Annotated in this window: 15 protein-coding genes; 7 read left to right on the top strand and 8 right to left on the bottom strand. The window is 61.1% G+C overall.

Annotated elements, in window-relative coordinates; all coding sequences use genetic code 11:
- Positions 1–63: 63 nt before the first annotated feature.
- Entirely contained in the window at positions 64–1,503 is a 1,440-nt protein-coding gene (gene cls, locus C4J92_RS26695; protein WP_124405723.1) for a cardiolipin synthase, read from the bottom strand.
- A gap of 130 nt (positions 1,504–1,633) precedes the next feature.
- Between cls and C4J92_RS26690 the strand changes: the two genes are divergently transcribed.
- Positions 1,634–2,155, top strand: a complete 522-nt coding sequence (locus tag C4J92_RS26690; RefSeq protein WP_065933659.1) for a DUF3617 domain-containing protein — start codon at positions 1,634–1,636, stop codon at positions 2,153–2,155.
- Positions 2,156–2,179: 24 nt separating this feature from the next.
- Here the strand turns inward: C4J92_RS26690 and C4J92_RS26685 are convergent, their stop codons facing one another.
- The 4 genes from C4J92_RS26685 to folE2 are packed head-to-tail and all read right to left on the bottom strand — an operon-like array spanning position 2,180 to position 5,491.
- Positions 2,180–3,058 (bottom strand): metal ABC transporter substrate-binding protein, encoded by an 879-nt coding sequence (locus C4J92_RS26685; RefSeq protein WP_124405722.1) that lies wholly within the window; start codon positions 3,056–3,058, stop codon positions 2,180–2,182.
- A gap of 11 nt (positions 3,059–3,069) precedes the next feature.
- Positions 3,070–3,936, bottom strand: coding sequence for a metal ABC transporter permease (locus C4J92_RS26680; protein WP_124405721.1), 867 nt, complete (start codon positions 3,934–3,936; stop codon positions 3,070–3,072).
- Positions 3,936–4,604, bottom strand: a complete 669-nt coding sequence (locus C4J92_RS26675; RefSeq protein WP_124405720.1) for a metal ABC transporter ATP-binding protein — start codon at positions 4,602–4,604, stop codon at positions 3,936–3,938. Before C4J92_RS26675 ends, C4J92_RS26680 begins: the two co-directional genes overlap by 1 nt.
- The gene (gene folE2, locus C4J92_RS26670; RefSeq protein ID WP_124405719.1) at positions 4,601–5,491 is read right to left on the bottom strand and encodes a GTP cyclohydrolase FolE2; all 891 of its coding nucleotides are present in this window, start codon (positions 5,489–5,491) and stop codon (positions 4,601–4,603) included. Before folE2 ends, C4J92_RS26675 begins: the two co-directional genes overlap by 4 nt.
- 128 nt (positions 5,492–5,619) lie before the next feature.
- Between folE2 and C4J92_RS26665 the strand changes: the two genes are divergently transcribed.
- Complete coding sequence (locus tag C4J92_RS26665; protein WP_124405718.1) at positions 5,620–6,831, top strand: N-acetylmuramoyl-L-alanine amidase; 1,212 nt, start codon at positions 5,620–5,622, stop codon at positions 6,829–6,831.
- Here the strand turns inward: C4J92_RS26665 and C4J92_RS26660 are convergent.
- Positions 6,828–7,217, bottom strand: coding sequence for a glutamine synthetase (locus C4J92_RS26660; RefSeq protein WP_372238360.1), 390 nt, complete (start codon positions 7,215–7,217; stop codon positions 6,828–6,830). The genes C4J92_RS26665 and C4J92_RS26660 overlap by 4 nt on opposite strands.
- Positions 7,218–7,279: 62 nt before the next feature.
- On the opposite strand from C4J92_RS26660, the gene zigA reads away from it, so the two are divergent.
- Genes zigA through C4J92_RS26645 form a run of 3 tightly spaced genes read left to right on the top strand, consistent with a single transcriptional unit; the run spans position 7,280 to position 10,140 of the window.
- The gene (gene zigA / locus C4J92_RS26655; protein ID WP_124405716.1) at positions 7,280–8,488 is read left to right on the top strand and encodes a zinc metallochaperone GTPase ZigA; all 1,209 of its coding nucleotides are present in this window, start codon (positions 7,280–7,282) and stop codon (positions 8,486–8,488) included.
- Positions 8,488–9,132, top strand: coding sequence for a DUF1826 domain-containing protein (locus C4J92_RS26650; RefSeq protein WP_124405715.1), 645 nt, complete (start codon positions 8,488–8,490; stop codon positions 9,130–9,132). The genes zigA and C4J92_RS26650 overlap by 1 nt, the downstream gene beginning before the upstream one ends.
- A 45-nt stretch (positions 9,133–9,177) precedes the next feature.
- Positions 9,178–10,140: a GTP-binding protein gene (locus C4J92_RS26645; protein ID WP_124405714.1), complete on the top strand. Its 963-nt coding sequence runs from the start codon at positions 9,178–9,180 to the stop codon at positions 10,138–10,140.
- Here C4J92_RS26645 and C4J92_RS26640 read toward each other — a convergent pair.
- Complete coding sequence (locus C4J92_RS26640) at positions 10,134–10,529, bottom strand: DUF3301 domain-containing protein (RefSeq protein ID WP_124365041.1); 396 nt, start codon at positions 10,527–10,529, stop codon at positions 10,134–10,136. The two genes, C4J92_RS26645 and C4J92_RS26640, sit on opposite strands and share 7 nt — an antisense overlap.
- Positions 10,530–10,646: 117 nt before the next feature.
- Between C4J92_RS26640 and pdxY the strand changes: the two genes are divergently transcribed.
- The gene (gene pdxY, locus C4J92_RS26635) at positions 10,647–11,519 is read left to right on the top strand and encodes a pyridoxal kinase PdxY (protein ID WP_124405713.1); all 873 of its coding nucleotides are present in this window, start codon (positions 10,647–10,649) and stop codon (positions 11,517–11,519) included.
- Positions 11,520–11,648: 129 nt separating this feature from the next.
- Here the strand turns inward: pdxY and C4J92_RS26630 are convergent, their stop codons facing one another.
- On the bottom strand, positions 11,649–12,134 hold the full coding sequence (locus C4J92_RS26630) for an acyl-CoA thioesterase (RefSeq protein WP_034110411.1): 486 nt from the start codon (positions 12,132–12,134) through the stop codon (positions 11,649–11,651).
- Between the two features lie 277 nt (positions 12,135–12,411).
- Here C4J92_RS26630 and C4J92_RS26625 point away from each other — a divergent pair, with 277 nt between their 5' ends.
- Positions 12,412–14,175 carry a cation:proton antiporter gene (locus C4J92_RS26625; protein WP_124405712.1) on the top strand — a complete coding sequence of 588 codons (1,764 nt, stop codon included), beginning with the start codon at positions 12,412–12,414 and terminating at the stop codon, positions 14,173–14,175.
- The last annotated feature ends 10 nt before the right edge of the window (positions 14,176–14,185 follow it).

The following is a 14,185-nucleotide window of genomic DNA, read 5'->3' as shown; positions in this document are numbered from 1 at the left end:
ATTAGCTGCTGACACACCGCCATCGGGAGCAAGCCCCCTCCCACATTTTTACAGTGGTGTTTGTCAGAGAATCGGCGAGATCAAGCGCGCCACGCGCATACCCAGTTGTTGCAGGCGCCGGGTTTCGCGGCTTTCCTCCTGGCTGACTTCATGGGCCAGGGCGAAGTCGTCCAGCAGCATCCGCTCCACCTCTTTGGCGAAGGCTTCGTCGACCGTCAGCAACATCACTTCGAAATTCAGCCGGAACGAACGGTTGTCCATGTTCGCACTGCCGATGGCGCTGATTTCGCTATCCACCAGCACCACCTTCTGATGCAGAAAGCCCGGCGTATAGCGGAACACCCGCACGCCAGCGCGTACCGCTTCGATCGCGTAAAGGCTGGAGGCGGCATAGACAATGCGGTGATCAGGGCGCGATGGCAGTAACAGGCGCACGTCGACACCGCGCAAGACCGCCAGGCGCAGGGCGGCGAATACGGCTTCGTCGGGGATGAAATACGGGCTGGTGATCCACACGCGTTCGGTCGCGGCGTGAATGGCCTCGACGAAAAACAGCGAGCAGGTTTCATACGAGTCGGCCGGGCCGCTGGCGAGCAATTGACAGAGCACGCCATTCTCGGGGTAAGCGTCCGGCAGAATCAGGGGTGGCAGTTGGCGTGCGGCCCAGAACCAGTCTTCGGCAAACGACTCTTGCAAGCACGCCACCACCGGGCCGGTGACCTGTACATGGGTATCGCGCCATGGCGCCAGGGGCGGCTTTTTGCCGAGGTATTCATCGCCCACATTGTGCCCGCCGACGAACCCGGTGATGCCGTCCACCACCACGATCTTGCGGTGGTTGCGAAAGTTGACCTGGAAGCGGTTCAGCCAGCCGCTGCGGGTGGCGAAGGCTTTGACGTTAACCCCGACGTCGCGCAGCGACTGCACATAGCGATGGGGCAGGGCGTGGCTGCCGATGCGGTCGTAGAGCACGTAAATATTCACGCCTTCGGCCGCTTTTGCCGTGAGCAAGCTGTGCAGTTGGCGACCGAGTTCATCGTCATGAATGATGAAGAACTGGAACAGCACAGCGGTTTTCGCGCTGCGGATGGCCTCGAAGATTGCGCTGAAGGTGGCGTCGCCGTTAATCAGCAACTGCACTTGGTTATTGGCCAGGCAGGGCATGCGGCCCAATTTGGGCATGGCGCGCAAAGAGGCGTAGGCGCTGGAATTGCGCGCGGCCAGCGCTTCCTCGACCCAGGGGCGCCAGTTCAACTCGGCGATGGCCGTATGCATTTCCTGGTTGGCCTGGCGACGCGCCTGGATGTAGGCGTCGAAGGTGCTGCGGCCGAAAATCAGGTAGGGAATCAGCGTGAGGTAAGGCATGAACATCAGCGACAACGCCCAGGCGATCGAGCCTTGGGCGGTCCTGACGGTCAGTACCGCATGAATCGCGGCGAGGCTCCCGAAAAAATGCAGCGTGGCAATGAAGTAGGCGAGCAGGTGCGGGCCAAAAAAATCCATGAACGACATTACTCCGGGCAGTCCAATGCGTAACAGACCATGTTCCACAGCGAATGTCGCTATTTTATTTGCCGTGCAACACTGGCACCTTTGCGACGTCTAACGCCCACAATTGCCCAGGAGTTACCCGATGAATGCTCGTCTGCTCTGTTTATCCATGGTTGTTGGTTTGTCGCTGCCGGTGGCAGCACAGGCACAGATGTTGGCGCCGGGCTTGTGGGAATTGACCACCAGCAATATGAAAGTCGATAACCAGGACCTGCCGGACCTGTCGCTGATCCTCGGTCAGCTCAAGCAACAGATGACCCCTGAACAGCGCGCCATGCTGGAAAAACAGGGCATCACCATGGCCGGTAAAGGCGTGCAGGTGTGCCTGACGCCGGCTCAGGTCGCGTCCGATTCCATCCCCCTGACGGACCCGCAATCAGGTTGCAAACAGCAAGTGACCGACAAGACCGGCAACCAATGGAAATTCCGCTTCAGTTGCCCGAAAGCCCAAGGCGTAGGCGTGGCGACTTTCCAGAGCCAGAAAGAATTCACCACCACCGTCAACGGCACCTTCAATGCCACCGGCATCCAGCAAAAGGGCAGCCTGGACACTCACGCGCAATGGCTGGGCAACGATTGCGGTACGGTCAAACCTCGCGCTTGACGCAGAACCTTCAGGCATTGCGAGTCATGGTGTGCCCAGTGCCGCGCACAAGGTATTGAGGTTGTATTCGAACAGCCCGATAAACGTGCTGGCCGGGCCTTCGGTGGCGAGGGCGTCGGAGTACAGCGTTCCGCCGATCTGCGCGCCGCTTTCGTCGGCAATTTGCTTGAGCAGGCGTGAGTCCTTGATGTTCTCCATGAACACGGCCTTGACCTTGTCCTGGCGAATCTGGGTGATCAGCGCGGCCACTTCGGCGGCTGACGGCTCGCGCTCGGTGGACAAACCTTGTGGCGCGAGGAACTGGATGCCATAGGCCTGGCCCAGGTAACCGAAGGCGTCATGGGAGGTCACGATGCGGCGGTTACCCGACGGCAGTGCGCCGAACTTGGCCTTGGCTTCGGCCAACACGCGGTGGATTTCTTTCAGGTAGGCCTGGCTGTTGCGCAGGTAGTCCGCCTGGTTGGCCGGGTCGGCGGTCACCAGGGCCTTGGTGATGTTGTTGACGTAGATCTCGGCGTTGGCCAGGTTGTGCCAGGCGTGTGGGTCCGGGATGGTCTCGCCGTCCTCGTCCATGGTGTGGGAGATCACACCTTTGCTGGCGGTGACCACCGTGGCCTTGGTCTCGGTGCTGCGCACCAGTCGGTCCAACCAGGGCTCGAAGCCGAGGCCGTTCTTGATGATGAGTTTCGCCTTGAGCAACGCCTTGGCGTCGTCCGGCGTGGGTTCGTAGGTGTGGGCGTCGGCGTCCGGGCCGACCATGTTGCTGATCTGGATATGATCGCCACCGATCTGGTGGGTGATGTCATCGAGAATACTGAAGCTGGTGACCACTTGGAGTTTATCGACGGCCTGGGCCATCGAGAGGGGCAGCAGCAGACTGAACAGCACGAGTAGAGCGCGCATCGGAAAACACCTCATTGGGATGTAAGCAAGGGCGGGCGGCGCAGCAAGCCGTGCACCGGACCGAAAACCACGGACAACGCATACCCGGCGCCCGCCACCAGCACGATGGCCGGGCCGCTGGGCAGTGAGTAGTAGAACGACAGCAACAATCCCAGCCACACCGACAGGCATCCCAGCGCCGCCGATACTGCGATCAGCACCGGCAGGCGCCGGCTCCAGAAGCGCGAAGCGATGGCCGGCAACATCATCAACCCCACCACCATCAAGGCGCCGATGGCCTGGAAACCGATGACCAGGTTCAGCACCACCAGGGTCAGGAACAGCCCATGGGCGAGCGGGCCGAGGCGGCTGACGGTTTGCAGAAACAGCGGGTCGAGCGTATCGAGCAGCAGCGGTTTGTAGATCAGCGCCATGGCGATCAGGCTCAAGCCGCAGACCCAGAGCATGCCGGTGAGGGTGGTTTCGTCCACGGCCAAGGCAGAGCCGAACAGCAGGTGCAAAAGGTCCAGGCGCTTGCCGGCGATGCCCAGGATCAGCACGCCGGCAGCGAGGGAGATGGGGTAGATGGCGGCGAGACTGGCGTCTTCACGCAGGCCGGTGCGGCGGGTGATCCAGGCGGATAGCCCGGCCATGCTCAGGCCCGCACCGAGGCCACCGATAGTCAGTGCCGGCAGGCTCAACCCGGCGAACCAGAAGCCCAGGGCGGCACCGGGCAGGATGCCGTGGGCCACGGCGTCACCGATCAGGCTCATGCGCCGCAGGATCAGAAACACGCCCAGCGGCGCCGTACTGCAGGCGAGTAACAGGCCGCCGATCAGCGCGCGGCGCATGAAGACGAAGTCGACAAAGGGCATCCACAAGTGAGCAGCAAAGTGCATCAGGCCACCTGCAGTTGCGGTTGTGGGCGGATCAGCTCTTTGCTTGGGCCCAGCGCGCAGCCGGTGCTTTTGATGTGCAGCACGTGCGGGGTGTGATGGCGCACCGAGGCCAGGTCATGGCAGACGACCATCAGCGTGCGGCCCGCTTCGTGCCAGGCGTGAATGTGTTTCCAGCACAGCGCCTGGCCTTCTTCGTCAAGGGCCGCGTGCGGCTCGTCGAGCAGCAGGACCGGTGCGTCGGCCAGGCTCATGCGGGCGAGCAGGGCGCGTTGCAGCTGGCCGCCAGACAGGGCCATCAATGGGCGTTGCTCCAGGCCGCTGAGGCACCAGTCTTCCAGCACGGTTTGCAGGCGCTCGCTGCGTTGCGGTGGTGTGAGCCGGGTGCCCCAGAATCCGGCGGCAACCAGTTCTTGCAGGCTGATGGGGAACTGTCGGTCCAAGTGTTGCTGCTGAGGCAGGAACGCCAAGCCGCCACGGCGTGGAACAGCGACGCTGACGGTCCCCACCAACGGCTTTTGCAGGCCGGCGATGACTTTGAGCAGGCTGCTTTTGCCACAGCCATTGGGGCCGATGACGCCGGTGAGGCTGCCTTTTTCCAGGGTGAAATCCACGGCGGGGGTCAGCGGTTGGCCCGGGGCGCCCCAGCGCAAAGCGTTGCAGGTGATCATGGGGAGGGTCTCGTCCAGCGGCTTTCTGCCACGGCATCGTGCGCGTGCAGGCTTTCAGCGTGGATCACTTTGAGGTGGAAGGCTTTGACCGCATCCGAGCGTTTCAAGGCGAGGTTCAGACGGCGGGCGGCGTCTTCGCAGAACATCAGGTTCTGCCCGTTGGCCAGGGCGAAGGCTTGTTCGTCCGCACGCTTGACTGCGGTTTGCACGGCGGTGCCGAGCGCGGCTTCGGCGGCGTTGATCAAATCGACGATGGCCAATTGTTCGCCTTGCACATGCACCTGTAGCTGTGCGCTGCTGCGCTGGCTGTGGGGCGTGGCGACGATGCCATTGGTGCTGCCGAGCCAGGTCAACACGTCTGCATGCCGCAATGGCGTGTTGGCGAAATCTTCGAGAAATTGCTGCTGAATCAATTGCCTGGCAAGGGCAGCGGAGCACGGGCAGGTTGAGGAATAAGCAACGTCAATTTTTAGTTCCACGTGGAACATCTGGTTTTCCAGACGCGCCTCGATGCTTACCGGGTAGCGCTTCCAACCGTCCAGTGGGCTGACCAGGGCGGGGCGTTTCAACAGTAAATGGGTGTGGATCCGCAGGTAGGCGTTGTTAGATAAATCTTCATGTGTGTCGAGAAAGCGCTGCAATACATTACGCAGAAGTGCAGGCGTAAGCGGTTGCTGGTCGAACGCCTGCAGCGCCAGGTACAGACGTGACATATGAATACCACGGGCCAAGCCATCGTCCAGGCTCACCCCTGCATCGGCGGTGGCGGGCAGACGTTGGCCCTCAAGCAGAACCGGCAAGGCGATGCCGCACATGCCGACCCAGTCGAGTGGCAAGGCTTGGCGTGAAGCCTGCGCAGCGATATCCGGCAGAGTCAGCGCATTCATAAGCAGGTCCATCGTTGGAAATAATTCGACATGTTATAGTATAACAATCGCTTCGACGATGAAATTTCTGCCCCAGCCTTTCTTCAGCCACGTTGAGCAGGGACGCTCCTTTATTTGCGGTATTGGTCATGCACAGACGTCAGCTCCTCAACCTGCTGCTGGTCAGCCCCTTATTCGCCTTGCCGCTGGGGGCCTGCGCCACGCAAATCCGCAATGCGCGCCTGTGGCGTTCGGAGGATAAGCTGCGGTTGGTGTTCGACCTCAGCGGCCCGGTGCAATACAAGACGTTTTCCCTGGCCGCACCGGAACGCGTGATCATCGACCTGAGCGGCGCCGGGCTCAGTGGTGACTTTTCCCAGTTGATGCTGAAGAACAGCGGAATTACCTCGATTCGCTCCGGGCATTTCGGCAAGGCCGACACCCGCATCGTGCTGGACCTGGCCGCACCGATGCAGCTCAACAGTTTTTTATTGCCACCCCAGGAAGGTCAGGGTCATCGCCTGGTACTCGACCTGACTCGCGCCACCTCGGCGCCTCGTCAAATAGCCACCGAGCCTGCGCCATTGACCGCGCCGGTGGATAAAGCTCATCCAAGGCGCGACATCATCGTGGTGGTCGACCCTGGCCATGGCGGCAAAGACCCCGGTGCCATCGGCCCCAAAGGCCAGCGGGAAAAAGACGTGGTGTTGTCGATTGCCCAGTTGCTGGCTAAACGCTTGAAACGCGAAAAGGGTTTCGATGTGAAGCTGGTGCGCAACGATGACTTCTTCGTGCCTTTACGCAAGCGCGTGGACATAGCCCGCCAGCACAAAGCCGACATGTTCATCTCGGTGCATGCCGACGCGGCACCCAGGCTCACCGCATCGGGGGCCTCGGTGTATGCGTTGTCCGAGGGCGGTGCTACCTCGGCAACCGCGCGTTTCATGGCGCAGCGCGAAAACGGCGCAGACCTGCTTGGCGCCACGACGTTACTCAACCTGAAGGATAAGGACCCGATGCTCGCGGGCGTGATTCTCGACATGTCGATGAACGCCACCATCGCCTCCAGCCTGCAACTGGGCAGCTCGGTGTTGGGCAGCCTGCAAAACATCACCAGCCTGCATCAGAAACGCGTGGAGCAGGCCGGGTTCGCGGTGCTCAAGTCACCGGACGTGCCGTCGATCCTGGTCGAGACCGGGTTTATCTCCAACACCCAGGACGCCCAGCGGCTTGTGACTGCGCGCCATCAACAGGCGGTGGCAGACGGTTTGTTCGACGGGCTGAAAAAATATTTCGAAAAGAACCCGCCGATGAACAGCTATATGGCATGGGTGCAGGAACAGAAGAAGGGCCAGGTCTAACAGCCGGTCATTCGGCTGCAGGTGAACCTGGCGCTGGCGCCGCCCGAACTGGAGAACCGGTTAAGGGTGGTCCAGCCCACGCGCCGCGTGTAGCCAACCCACGCCTCACCGTCCGATGCCAATCCGGTAAAGAACGTCAGCTGCCCATAGCGGCTGTTGGTTTGTGCCCAGTAGCGTTTGCCGATCACTTCGAACCCGCGCAGATACGTGGTGCTGCCAACGGTCGCCACGCTATAGGCGTTGCCCAGCGGGTCGACACAGGCCAGCAGGTTGGCGCTGCGGGTGCAGTTGGCCAGCAGGCTTGGGGGTTGGGCACAGGCAGGTCCTGCCACTGCTGATAACAGGGCGAAAATCGCGAAGAGCAAGGAGGGTTGGCTTATTTGCATTGTTATACTATAACATAAAAACAAAGCCTGGCTCGACCGGGCAGCCTGATGAGAGCGAACCGATGCCCAACCGTCTACCCGTCACCGTGTTGTCCGGCTTTCTCGGCGCCGGCAAAAGCACCCTGCTCAACTATGTACTGCGCAACCGCGAAAACCTGCGGGTGGCGGTGATCGTCAACGACATGAGCGAAATCAACCTCGACGGCAGTGAGGTGCAGCGCGACGTTACGCTCAATCGCGCCGAAGAAAAACTGGTTGAGATGAGCAACGGCTGCATCTGCTGCACCCTGCGCGAGGACTTGCTCGAAGAAGTAGGCAAGCTCGCCAGGGAAGGTCGGTTCGATTACTTGCTGATCGAATCCACCGGCATCTCCGAACCCATGCCTGTGGCCGAAACCTTCACGTTTCGCGATGAAAACCAGCAGAGCCTGGCGGATGTCGCACGCCTGGACACCATGGTCACAGTGGTCGACGGGGTGAATTTCCTGCTCGACTACCAGGCCGCAGAAAGTCTGGCCTCACGTGGGGAAACCTTGGGCGAGGAGGACGAGCGCTCGATCACTGACCTGCTGATCGAACAGATCGAGTTCGCCGACGTGATACTGGTCAGCAAGATCGACCTGATCAGCAGCCGCGAGCGCGAAGAGCTGATGGCCATTCTTGAACGCCTCAATGCCCAGGCGCAGATCATTGCGATGGTCATGGGGCAAGTGCCGCTGAACAAGATCCTCAACACCGGCCGCTTTGATTTCGAACGGGCTGCCCTGGCACCGGGCTGGTTACAGGAATTGCGCGGTGAACACGTGCCGGAAACCGACGAGTACGGCATTGCGTCCACCGCTTACCGTGCGCGCCGCCCGTTTCATCCACAGCGGTTTTTCGACTTTATCGACCGCCCTTGGGAGAACGGCAAACTGCTGCGTTCCAAAGGTTTCTTCTGGCTGGCCAGCAAACACCAGGACGCCGGCAGTTGGTCCCAGGCCGGTGGTATGATGCGGCATGGCTTTGCCGGGCGCTGGTGGCGTTTTGTGCCGAAAAGCCAGTGGCCGCAAGACGCAGAAGGTGTCGCGGCGATCATGGACAACTGGCAACCGAGCACTGGTGATTGCCGTCAGGAGCTGGTGTTTATCGGCCAGCACATCGACTTTGCGCAGATGCGCGCCGAGCTGGACCAATGCTTGCTCACGGATGACGAAATGGCCTTGGGCGCCGAAGCTTGGCGCCAGTTGGCCGATCCCTTTGGCCCTTGGTATGAAGAGGCCGCCGCCTGATGTTGGCCCCGCTTACTCCCCTGCGCCCGGTGGTTCGCCAAACCCGCGGGCAAACCCCGCTGGCGCTGTCTGACATCCTGGAAGACGGCGTGAACCTGGCGCTGTGGCAGCGTCAACTGCCGTTGCACATCGCCGAATTCGGTGCGTTGATCGTCGGGCTCGATGAGCCGCTGGCCGAAGCACTGGTCATCGAGTTGGACCGCGAAGACAGCGCGCCGAACCTGCAGGGGCTGACGCCCCATTGCCGCGATCTTGAAGGCTATGACGGTTTTATCGCCGACGTGTCCTGGCTGGTCAGCGCATTCGCCTGCCTGCTGGGCGCCAGGCGCATCGGCGTGCGTCTGCGCCTGCTGGACAGGGCCATGTGCCCGCGTTTTCACGTCGACCATGTGCCTGTGCGGCTGATCACCACCTACGCTGGCGTCGGCAGCCAATGGCTGCGCGAAGGCGTCATGGACCGCCGGCGATTAAGCCAGCCCGACGCAGAGCCCACCGAGCGCATCGAGCAAATCCTCTGTGGCGAGGTGGCCCTGCTCAAGGGCACCAAATGGCATGGCAACGAAGACCATGGCCTCATTCACCGCTCACCTGCACTGAAAGCCAATGAGCGTCGCTTGATCCTCACGCTGGATTGGCTTGCATAAACGCGTAGGATCAAACGCTCTACACGGTCTGAATGATGCCAACCCATGCTGCAGAACATTCCCACCCACGTGATTGCCGGGCCCTTGGGCGCCGGCAAGACGAGCCTGATCAAACACCTGCTTGCCCAACGCCCGGCCAACGAGCGCTGGGCGGTGCTGATCAACGAGTTCGGGCAGATTGGCCTGGACGCGGCCTTGCTCACTCAAGCTGACGATGGCATTGCCTTGGGCGAAGTGGCGGGTGGCTGCCTGTGTTGTGTGAATGGTGCGCCGTTCCAGGTAGGTCTGGGTCGGTTGTTGCGTAAGGCCAAGCCGGATCGGTTGTTTATCGAGCCGTCAGGCCTGGGCCATCCGGCGCAGTTGCTCAAACAGTTAGGCGAAGCGCCATGGCAAGGTGTGCTGGCGGTTCAGCCCTGGGTGCTGGTGCTGAACGCACAGGCCCTGGCAGCGGGCAAACCCTTGCCGCAAGCGCAGCAGGAGGCGCTGGCCGGTGCCGGCTTGCTGGTATTGAACAAGGATGAGGCGCTGGACGCTGAGCAACGCCAGGCTATTGAGCAGCGGTTACCTGGCAACGCGCTCTATTGGACGCGCCAGGCTCAGTTGCCTCTGGAACAATTGCCTGGCTTGAAAGCCAAGGCTGGCGGGGTTGTGGATAACTTCGCGGTGCCCCAAGGATTGGCGCAAATGCCGGCGATCTGGAGTGACCCCACGTTGCCAATCTGCTTGAGCCAAGCCGAGGAAGGTGGCTGGAGCATTGGCTGGCGCTGGCATCCGAGCCAGCGATTTGACCTGGAACGAGTGAGCCAATGGCTGACGGGTCTGCAATGGCGTCGCGCCAAACTGGTTATCCACAGCCGTGACGCGTGGATGTCCGCCAACGCTGTGGATAACAGTTCACTCGCCTGGCAACCCAGCGAATGGCGCCGCGATTCACGTATCGAATTGATCTTCAACGCACCACAGAACGTGGCGGCATTGCAGGCCGCTCTGGCTGCCTGCCGTTACTGACGGTTCTTGGTTGCGTGGTCCTGGCGCCACTGGCTCAGCTCGATGACGTTGGCGCTGGGCAGCGGCTCCTTGGCTTCGAACGGGTAGGGCGCCAATTCAATCTGCGCGCTGTGGGCGCCAAATTGGGTAATGGTGCCGCTGTGGCGAGCCTCGCCTGTCACGGTGAACTCGAAATTGTAGACCCGTGCCAACCGGCGCCGACCCTTGGCATCCTTCACGAAACCGATGCGTTTGAGTGCCACCGCGCCATCAAGCAGTTCGATATCGAGCTTGGCGCAGTGCTGCTTGACCCGCTCCAACGCGCGCTCGCGCAGGCCATGGTTGTGCCAGACCCAAGCGGCGCCGGTCGCCAGCAGCATCAACACGAACATGTTTCCCAGGGTCAGCATTCCATGAACTCCAACAAAGTGAGCGCAGCTTAACTGTGTCGCCGGTCTGTCGTACAGGCTGCGTTTAGTCGCATACTGCGCGGCCAGAATTTCAACGGCTTTATGGACATCTCCTGCATGAAACGCACACCCCATCTGCTTGCGATCCAGTCTCATGTGGTTTTCGGCCACGCCGGAAACAGCGCCGCCGTGTTCCCCATGCAGCGGGTCGGGGTGAATGTATGGCCGCTCAACACAGTGCAGTTCTCCAACCACACACAGTATGGCCACTGGGCGGGCGAAGTGCTGGCGCCGCAGCAGATTCCGGCACTGGTGGAGGGTATCGCGGCCATCGGCGAGCTGGGCAACTGCGATGCAGTGCTGTCCGGCTACCTCGGCAGTGCGGATCAGGGGCGTGCGATTCTTACCGGCGTGGCGCGCATCAAGGCGCTCAACCCCAAGACGATGTACCTGTGCGACCCGGTGATGGGCCATCCTGAAAAAGGCTGCATCGTGCCGCAGGAAGTCAGTGATTTCCTGCTGAACGAGGCGGCGGCCATGGCGGATTTCCTGTGCCCCAATCAACTGGAGCTGGACAGCTTTGCCGGGCGCAAACCGCAATCGCTGTTCGATTGCCTGGCGATGGCCAAAGCCCTGCTGGCGCGCGGGCCGAAGGCGGTGCTGGTCAAGCATCTGGATTACCCCGGCAAGCTGCCGGACGGCTTCGAGATGCTGCTGGTGACGGCTGATGGCAGTTGGCACTTGCGTCGGCCACTGCTGGCATTCCCGCGCCAGCCGGTGGGTGTGGGCGACCTGACGTCAGGGTTGTTCCTGGCGCGGGTGCTGCTGGGCGATAGCCTGTTGGCGGCCTTCGAATTCACCGCCGCGGCGGTGCACGAGGTGCTGCTGGAGACCCAGGCCTGTGCCAGTTATGAACTGGAACTGGTGCGGGCGCAGGATCGCATTGCCCATCCCCGCGTACGCTTTGAAGCCACGCCGATCAGCCTGTAAGTACACAGAACCAATGTGGGAGGGGGCTTGCCCCCGATGGCGGTGTGTCAGTCAGCATGTTCGAGACTGACACACCGCTATCGGGAGCAAGCCCCCCTCCCACATTTGATCCGGTTCGCAGCTTGGAATTTAAGGCGCGTCTGCCTTGATTTCCTGATAGCGCTTTTCCAATTCCTGGCGAATCTGCCGACGCTGCTGGGCCTGTACGAAGCGGCGCTTGTCTTCGCTGTTGTGCGGCTGCAAGGGCGGCACGGCGGCCGGTTTGCGCTGGTCGTCCACCGCCACCATGGTGAAAAAGCAACTGTTGGTATGACGCACCGAGCGTTCACGGATGTTCTCGGTCACCACCTTGATGCCCACTTCCATCGAGGTGTTGCCGGTGTAGTTGACCGACGCGAGAAAGGTCACCAGCTCGCCGACATGGATCGGCTCGCGGAAAATCACCTGATCCACCGACAGCGTGACCACATAGCGGCCGGCATAACGGCTGGCGCACGCGTACGCCACTTCGTCGAGGTACTTGAGCAGGGTGCCGCCGTGGACATTGCCTGAGAAATTGGCCATGTCAGGGGTCATCAATACCGTCATCGACAGCTGGGCGTTTCCGGGTTCCATAGCACACTCACGGGTTGTAGGCATTGGTTGGTAGGGCACCTCTGCGGGTGCTGGGGGCTTTGCAGCGCCATCCCTAACGGGACGCCAGTGGACGGCTTGCCGTCACGCGCGGGTCGATCTGTTTCCATATATTGCACCGGCTTTCCGGCGGAAGTCGCGGTGTTAACCTTCAAAAGCCCATCTCCGGGCATTTCTTACGATCACGGCAGACTTTTCCTTCAGCGGTAGCACACGCGGAAAGTGAGAAAGCGCCAGCCATTTCAAGGAGCCCTTCGCCATGCACGCCATCAGTTTTATCCAGGATCTGGCCGTGATCATGTTGGTGGCGGGGGTTGTCACCATTCTGTTTCATCGCCTCAAGCAGCCGGTGGTGCTGGGCTACATCGTCGCCGGCTTCATCATTGGCCCCCACACGCCGCCGTTCGGCCTGATTCACGATGAAGACACGATCAAGACCCTGGCAGAACTAGGGGTGATCTTCCTGATGTTCTGCCTGGGCCTGGAGTTCAGCCTGCGCAAGCTGTTCAAGGTGGGCGCCACGGCGTTTATCGCGGCGTTCCTGGAAATCATCCTGATGATCTGGATCGGCTACGAAATCGGCCAATGGTTCGACTGGAACACCATGGACTCGTTGTTTCTCGGCGCGATCCTGGCGATCTCCTCGACCACCATCATCGTCAAGGCGCTCAATGACCTGAAGATGAAGAACCAGCGGTTCGCCCAGCTGATATTCGGCGTGCTGATCGTCGAGGACATCCTGGGCATCGGCATCATTGCCTTGCTGTCGAGCATCGCCGTCAGTGGCACGGTCAGCTCCGGCGAGGTGTTTTCCACCGTGGGCAAGCTGTCGTTGTTCATGATTGTTGCGCTGGTGATTGGCATTCTGCTGGTGCCGCGCCTGCTGGCCTACGTCGCCAAATTCGAAAGTAACGAGATGCTGCTGATCACCGTGTTGGGCCTGTGTTTCGGCTTCTGCCTGCTGGTGGTCAAGCTCGAATACAGCATGGTGCTGGGGGCCTTCCTGATCGGCGCGATTATGGCCGAATCACGCCAACTGATTAAAATCGAGCGCCTGATCGAGCCGGTGCGCGACATGTTCAGTGCGATTTTCTTCGTGGCCATTGGGTTGATGATCGACCCGCAGATCTTGCTGCAGTACGCCTGGCCGATTGCGGTGATCACCGTGGCGGTGGTGTTGGGCAAGATGCTGTCGTGCGGGCTGGGCGCGTTTATCGCTGGCAACGATGGCCGCACCTCGCTGCGGGTGGGCATGGGGCTGTCACAGATCGGCGAATTCTCTTTCATCATTGCGGCGCTGGGGATGACCCTGCAAGTCACCAGCGATTTCCTGTACCCGGTGGCGGTGGCGGTTTCGGCGATCACCACCTTGCTTACGCCTTACCTGATCCGCGGTGCCGACCCGCTGTCGTTGAAAATTGCCGCCTTGATGCCCCAGCGCATGAGCCGGGTATTCGGGATGTATGGCGAATGGCTGCGCAGTATTCAGCCTCAAGGCGAAGGCGCCATGCTGGCGTCGATGATCCGCAAGATCGTGCTGCAAGTGGGAGTGAACCTGGCGCTGGTGATCGCGATTTTCTTCGCCGGCAGCTTTTTCGCGGCGCGCATCGGTGGGTATCTGGAAGGCTGGATCAGCGATCAAAGCTGGCAGAAGGCATTGATCTGGGGCGGGGCGTTGCTCTTGTCGCTGCCGTTCCTGATTGCGGCGTATCGCAAGCTCAAGGCGTTGTCGATGTTGCTGGCCGAGATGAGCGTGAAGCCGGAAATGGCGGGCCGGCATACCCAGCGGGTGCGGCGGGTGATTGCAGAGTTAATCCCCATCCTGTCACTGCTGGTGATCTTCCTGCTGTTGGCAGCCTTGTCGGCCAGTATCCTGCCGACCAACAAGTTGCTGGTGCTGATCGCAGTAGTCACGGCGGCGGTGGCGGCGGTGCTCTGGCGCTGGTTCATCCGCGTGCACACGCGGATGCAGGTGGCCTTGCTGGAGACGCTGGATAACCACAAGGATACGCCGGAGCACTAGAGGGTTTGGG

This window comes from Pseudomonas sp. R3-18-08 (assembly GCF_003852065.1).
GTDB lineage: Bacteria > Pseudomonadota > Gammaproteobacteria > Pseudomonadales > Pseudomonadaceae > Aquipseudomonas.
Note: the sequence above shows the minus strand (reverse complement) of the source record. Positions and strands in the feature narration are given on the sequence as shown.